Below are 6,118 nucleotides of genomic sequence, written 5' to 3'. Positions count from 1 at the left end.
CACGATAAGTACCTTGCGCTTCCTTAGTGGTTGGTCGATGTGTACCCCCACAGTGGACTTTCACCACCTAGATAGTTGCCATGCCTGGCACACACGCAAAAAAGGCGCACCGAATTCGGCACGCCTTTAAACTGTAGCTTTATTTACTTGTAAAGCCTTTTAGTTTATCTCCAATTACATCACTTAAAGAGAAGCCAGTAGTTTCTTCTGGTAATTCATAGTCGAATACTTCTTCTTTTTCAGGATTATTTTGAAGTTCTTTGATACTTAAAGACAGACGTTTTTCATCTGCGTTCACATCTAGGACTTTCACTTGTACCTCTTCACCTTCTTTTAAGGCTTCATGAGGAGTGTTAATATGCTTATGTGAAATTTGAGAGATATGAACTAATCCTTCTACTCCTGGGAACAGCTCGACAAATGCACCAAATGATACTAAACGTCTTACTGTACCAGTTAGAATAGCACCTTTTGTTACTTGTTGAGCAACGTTTACCCAAGGTCCAGGTAATGTATCTTTAATAGACAATGAAATACGCTCATTTTCCGGGTCAACAGAAAGTACTTTTACCTTTACAGCTTGCCCTTCTGACAATACTGTACTTACATCGTCTACATGATCGTGGGAGACCTGTGAAATGTGAACTAATCCGTCCACACCACCAATATCAACGAATGCTCCAAATGGTGCTAATCGTTGAACAGTTCCTTCAATTACATCACCAGCGTTAATTTCGTGTAAAACACGTTTTTTATTAGACGCTTTTTGTAGCTCAAGTACAGCACGGTGAGATAAAATCAGACGACCCTTTTCTTTATCTAGCTCAGTAATTTTAAAAGTTAATGTTTTGCCTTTATAGTCTTCGAAATCTTCTACGAAATGATCTTCCACAAGTGATGCTGGAACGAAGCCACGTACACCTAAATCTACAACTAGGCCGCCCTTCACAACATCCTTAACCTCTGCTTCGAACACTTCTCCTGATGCAAATTGTTCTTCAAGCTTATCCCATGCTTTTAACGCATCGACTTTGCGTTTAGATAAAACAAAGTTTTCATCTTCCACTTTCGTGATCATCAGCTCTAGCTCATCACCAACTGATACAACGTCAGAAGCTTTTTCAATGTGTAAGCTTGAAAGTTCGCTGATTGGTAATATCCCATCGAAAGGAGCACCCTCGATTGAGATTGTTACTGCTTTTTCATCTACCTGAGCAGCAACACCTTTCACAATATCTCCTTCTCGAAATTCTTGGTTTGATCCTAAGTTCATTTCTTCAGACATATGTAACCCTCCTTCGCATCTTCCAATTTCTATTTTATTCTAAATTGTCCATAAAAACAAAAAATTTTCCTTTAATATCAGAAATTTCATAAACTTTTTTCTTGAAGTACTAAACAGAGGCTGATTTTAAGCCATTTGTTGTTTGGCTAATTTTAAAATTTCACCAGCTGCTTCTTCAATTGAAAGCTCTGTTGTGTCAAGATAAATGGCATCCTCTGCTTGAATTAATGGAGATGCTTCTCGTTGACTATCAAGTTTGTCGCGTAATGCGATTTCTTCTTGTAGTTTTTCAATTGTAGAAGGAATACCTCTTCTTTCATTGTCGATGAATCGGCGTTTTGCTCTTTCCTCAACGGAAGCCGACATGAAAATTTTCAGCTCCGCGTCCTTAAGAACATGTGTTGCAATATCTCTTCCGTCCATGACAATTCCACCGCGTGCAGCTAGTTCTTGTTGCTTTGCCACAAGGATTTCACGAATATTTGCATGTGCTGCAACTTCACTTACATTTGCTGTTACTTCGTTTGAACGAATTGCTTCTGTTACATTTTCCCCATCAACAAAAACAAGTTGTCCATTTGGTGAAGGCTCTAAAATAATTGAAGTATTTAATAACATAATTTCTAAAGAGTTTGCATCACTTAATTCTATGTTTTGAGATATTGCTTTATTCGTAACTGCTCTATACATTGCACCTGTATCGATATAGGTAAAGCCTAAATTTTCTGCAACAATTTTTGCTATAGTGCTTTTTCCAGCTCCTGCTGGTCCATCGATTGCAATTTGAATTTGTTTATCCATAAAATCCCTACTTTCCTACAATATTGTACCATATTCACGAAGTAATTACTTAGTTGTTACACCTGTAATTGTCCATATTTTTGTGACTACAATCACTCATTTACAACAAAAATTTTCTTCTCTAAAATGCAGGCCCACTTTAAACAATTACCTAAAAAATGCCCCAAAAGTTTGTCTGCACAAACCCTTGGGACAGCTGATTAGTTAGTTGTATTTGCTTCTAGTTTCCTTCTATTTAGCAATTGTCTTTCAAAACAAAATCGGACGATATACTGCTTGTCAATATCCTCTGTATCTGTAAATTGAAGTGAGGCTATGGAAATACGATTCTTTTCTATTATACGAATGATACTTCCAGCTGTTTTAACATAACGGATTTCTCCGTTCATAAAAGGTAAAACGATTGTCAGGTTTACGCTCTCCCCTTCGTTAAATGGAAATTCTTTATTGAAATGAATCGCTAAGCCACCAGCACTTATATCTTCAGTTACAAACTGATAAAACTTATTATTATAGTCAAGTGCAATATCTACAGAGGTATTAACTCGAACAAATTCCCGTCTTTGAATCTTCACAAAATCTTCAATTGGAGGACACGATAGCAAAATCGTAGGAATATTACCAAGCTTACGGCCTAAAACTTCTGTGTTAAAGGCATAGCTCACTTTATCTTCTGATACAAATGTGGCACGAAATTGTGCACCATCTACTAAAAAAGCTGTTTTGTTTGTCAAAGTATTAACCGGATAGTCTATATAAATTATGTTATTTTCTTGTTCAACTATTTTACACCGGAATTTTTCGACTCTATCTGTATAAGTGGGTTCTAAAGTCAATGCAGTCCCTATTTTTAGTTGCATAATCTTCGCCTCGCACAATCATAATGACTTCATTATTGCACGAATACTACTTTTTTTCTATATCATCAGGAGATTTTACTACATTCTCATGGATATTCATAAAGAACTATTAGAATAATCCATGGGAATGAAGTGCTCACCTAGATAAAAAAGCTATATGTGGAGGCAAGGGATTAATTCATGTACTCAACCTTTATAACATCATGATTTTCTGCATCAACAACAACTCGGAATGTTTCATTTAAATCATTATCAAAGCGTGCAATGACTTGATAACACTTTCTTAGCTGGAAAGCTTCATTTTCAGTAAAGATTAACTGCTCTTCTTCAACAGTAGTACCCGGTCTGAAGAACGCTTCCCAATCAATTGGTTCTACTTTTTGGTCTTCATTGATTTCTTCTTTTTGTACATATTCCATAGCGTTTAGCCCTAATAGCTCTCCGCTATCCTTAGAGATTTTTACTTGAATTCCATCTGGGTAAACAAGCGCCTTATCATCCCCAACAACTCGAGCTAAAGACAAATGCCATGCTTGATGGTTTTCACGCATTTCAACCAATTGTAAATCTTTATAACCTGCTCGATTTAATAGTTCCATAACTTGATCGCGAATTTGTTGTTGAGTAATTCCTGTTTTTTCTTGAACAGGACGTTCAGATAAGAAGGATAATATATAGCCGCCCTTTTCAGTGATGTCAGCATATCCAATTCGACTTCCTTTAACAAATTGGATGTGATAGAAAGGATATGGGGCATCATCCTTACTCTTTGTTACCGTGTAAGTGGCATCCTTAACACCTGGTACGAGTAATTCAAGCTTATCTATCGCCTGTTCTTTTGTAATTTCTTTATCATCTAGATTTTGAAGCTCTCTTTTCTTCAGCCAATCAGATTCACTAGCTGTTAATGGGAAATCTGTTTCACCATAGGATTTTAAATTTGCCGTAACATTTTTAAATTGAGACTCACTTGTTTCTTTTTCAGCTACAGAAGCCCATTCAGAAATACTGGCATCATTCTGATAAAAATTCGCTGTTGCGACAGTCCATTCATCAGCTAAGGCTCGTAAATTCTGATTTACAACAGGCATGCGTTTTTGCCAAGATTCGTAGTCACCATTGTCTGCTGCATATTTTGCTTCTTCACCGATGTTCCCAACATATCGAAGCCATTCATTTGATACTTCTCTACTTAGCGGAAGGCTACTAATAGTTGAACGAAATTCGTTACTAATACGCCAAATATTATCCAGTTCATTATTTAGTGCATTTTCGTCTTGGAATAGTAAAGATTGTGAAACGGATTCCTGCAAGGTCGATAGTTTGTCTGAAGCGTTTGTTAAGGAATTAGTATATTGTGCCTGAACGGTTTGTTGTAAATTCGTATTTTCTTTTCTCACTTCATAAGAATATAACCCTAGCGCTAACACGGCAATGGAAAGTAAATAGATAGCACTCTTCATATTGTCCCTCCTTTAGTAGCAGAATATATGTTCACCAATTTGCTTAATTTGCGGTCTTGACCAAATCCATTTACTAGTAGCAGTCTTTGGATTGAAATAGTAAAGTGCATTTTCAGTTGGATCCCATCCATTCATGGCATCCAATACAGCCTCTTTTGCTCTCGCGTTAGGCGTTAACCAAATTTGCCCATCTGCTACGGCTGTAAATGCTCCCGGTTGGAAAATGATATCAGAAATCGTATTTGGGAATTCTGCCGATTCTAATCGATTTAAAATAACCGCAGCTACAGCCACTTGTCCCTCATAAGGTTCACCACGCGCTTCTCCATAAACAGCATTAGCCATTAATTGCAGATCTCTTTCAGAATATTTTACCGGAAGCTGAACATCACTACTTTCAGCTGTTCCAGCACCAGCACTTGTTTGTTGCGCCAATGGTTTCCCGCCATAATGAGTAAATCGATTTCCTTTTTCTATTTGTTCATAAACCCAATCTCTATGGTACTCACTTGCCTTTACTAGCTTATCCTTAGACTGACCTCCTGCAATACCGTCTACCCCAAGTCCATATTGTTCTTGGAAATTGCGCAGAGCCCAGTATGTTCCGTATCCAAAAATCCCATCAATTTTACCTTTATAAAACCCAACATACTGTAACCGAGCCTGTAACTCGATAACATCATCTCCAAATGCTCCGCGTTCAATTGTTTGACCCGAAAATGCTAATGGTTCATTTGGCTTTATAATTGTAAGTGTGCCAAATATTAAAATGATAGTCATAAAAATACTTCTTACCATTTATTTCACTCCTTTCTCATAGCATGTAAAAAAGATTCACTTTTATACGTTTTTACTCAGAAAAAACATATAAAGCTAAAAATGACAAAAACAAATTTTACTCAGCCAAGGCTCTATTGATTTACATAAACCCTATTTTTCCACACTAAAAAAGCCTCCATTTTCATAATTGGAATGAAAATAGAAGCTTTTAAATTTTGTTTTGTTCAAACAAATGCTGCACGAGGTGTTGATGGGCTAATTTGACCTTTTTCAAAGCAAACCACCATAAGAACAACATAAACGGTGCTATTAAATAAACCCAATACCCTTGGAATGTTAAGATGGAATTGTAAGTGAAATGTAATGACAAGGGTGCGAAGAAAGAAAGAACTAAGTATTCGATTTGCTTATCATTTTGCGCAAATTTACTTTTCCCATAATAATATCCCATAACAACGCCAAATAAGGCATGACTAGAAACCGGTAAAATTGCTCTGACAAATGCTGTATCAATCCCAAATGTAAGTAAATAAAGTACATTTTCGATTGTAGCAAAGCCGAGTGAAACACTGGCACCGTACAAAATCCCGTCATAAGGATCATCAAATTCAATATGCCTGAAAATAAGCGTAAAGATAACAAGCCATTTAAAAAATTCTTCTAACCCACTGGAAAATAATACATCTGCAAAAAATGGGTTTGTAATGGCTTCCTCCTCTTTTACGACATACTGAATAAACATAATAGGAAAAGTGATTAATGTCCCAAAGAAGAAGGCCTGTAATAACGTTTTTCTCGGCTCTGTTGCCATTTGATTTCGCAAATAAAAATAGCTTAACAAAGCCAATCCGGGAGCTACGGCTGCGGATAACAATATTAACATGAGCTACACTCCTTCCATAAAACTTCATTAATGTTATTATAACATT

General features: G+C 36.6%; 6 protein-coding genes. All 6 read right to left on the bottom strand.

Going from position 1 to position 6,118, the window contains the following annotated elements; all coding sequences use genetic code 11:
• Positions 1-139: 139 nt before the first annotated feature.
• Positions 140-1,285 (bottom strand): 30S ribosomal protein S1, encoded by a 1,146-nt coding sequence (gene rpsA, locus BJ095_RS11905; RefSeq protein ID WP_107935381.1) that lies wholly within the window; start codon positions 1,283-1,285, stop codon positions 140-142.
• A gap of 126 nt (positions 1,286-1,411) precedes the next feature.
• A complete protein-coding gene (gene cmk, locus BJ095_RS11900; RefSeq protein ID WP_107935380.1) occupies positions 1,412-2,086 on the bottom strand; it encodes a (d)CMP kinase in 675 nt (224 codons plus the stop codon).
• A gap of 200 nt (positions 2,087-2,286) precedes the next feature.
• Positions 2,287-2,946, bottom strand: a complete 660-nt coding sequence (locus tag BJ095_RS11895; protein ID WP_107935379.1) for a flagellar brake protein — start codon at positions 2,944-2,946, stop codon at positions 2,287-2,289.
• Between the two features lie 173 nt (positions 2,947-3,119).
• A complete protein-coding gene (locus BJ095_RS11890) occupies positions 3,120-4,409 on the bottom strand; it encodes a PepSY1/2 domain-containing protein (protein WP_107935378.1) in 1,290 nt (429 codons plus the stop codon).
• 12 nt (positions 4,410-4,421) lie between these two features.
• A complete protein-coding gene (gene sleB, locus BJ095_RS11885; RefSeq protein WP_235867654.1) occupies positions 4,422-5,189 on the bottom strand; it encodes a spore cortex-lytic enzyme in 768 nt (255 codons plus the stop codon).
• A gap of 208 nt (positions 5,190-5,397) precedes the next feature.
• Entirely contained in the window at positions 5,398-6,072 is a 675-nt protein-coding gene (prsW, locus tag BJ095_RS11880) for a glutamic-type intramembrane protease PrsW (protein WP_107935376.1), read from the bottom strand.
• Between the last annotated feature and the right edge of the window lie 46 nt (positions 6,073-6,118).

Origin of the sequence: Ureibacillus chungkukjangi (assembly GCF_003217295.1) — a bacterium.
GTDB classification, from domain to species: domain Bacteria; phylum Bacillota; class Bacilli; order Bacillales_A; family Planococcaceae; genus Ureibacillus; species Ureibacillus chungkukjangi.
This window is presented reverse-complemented; position numbering and strand designations above follow the sequence as displayed.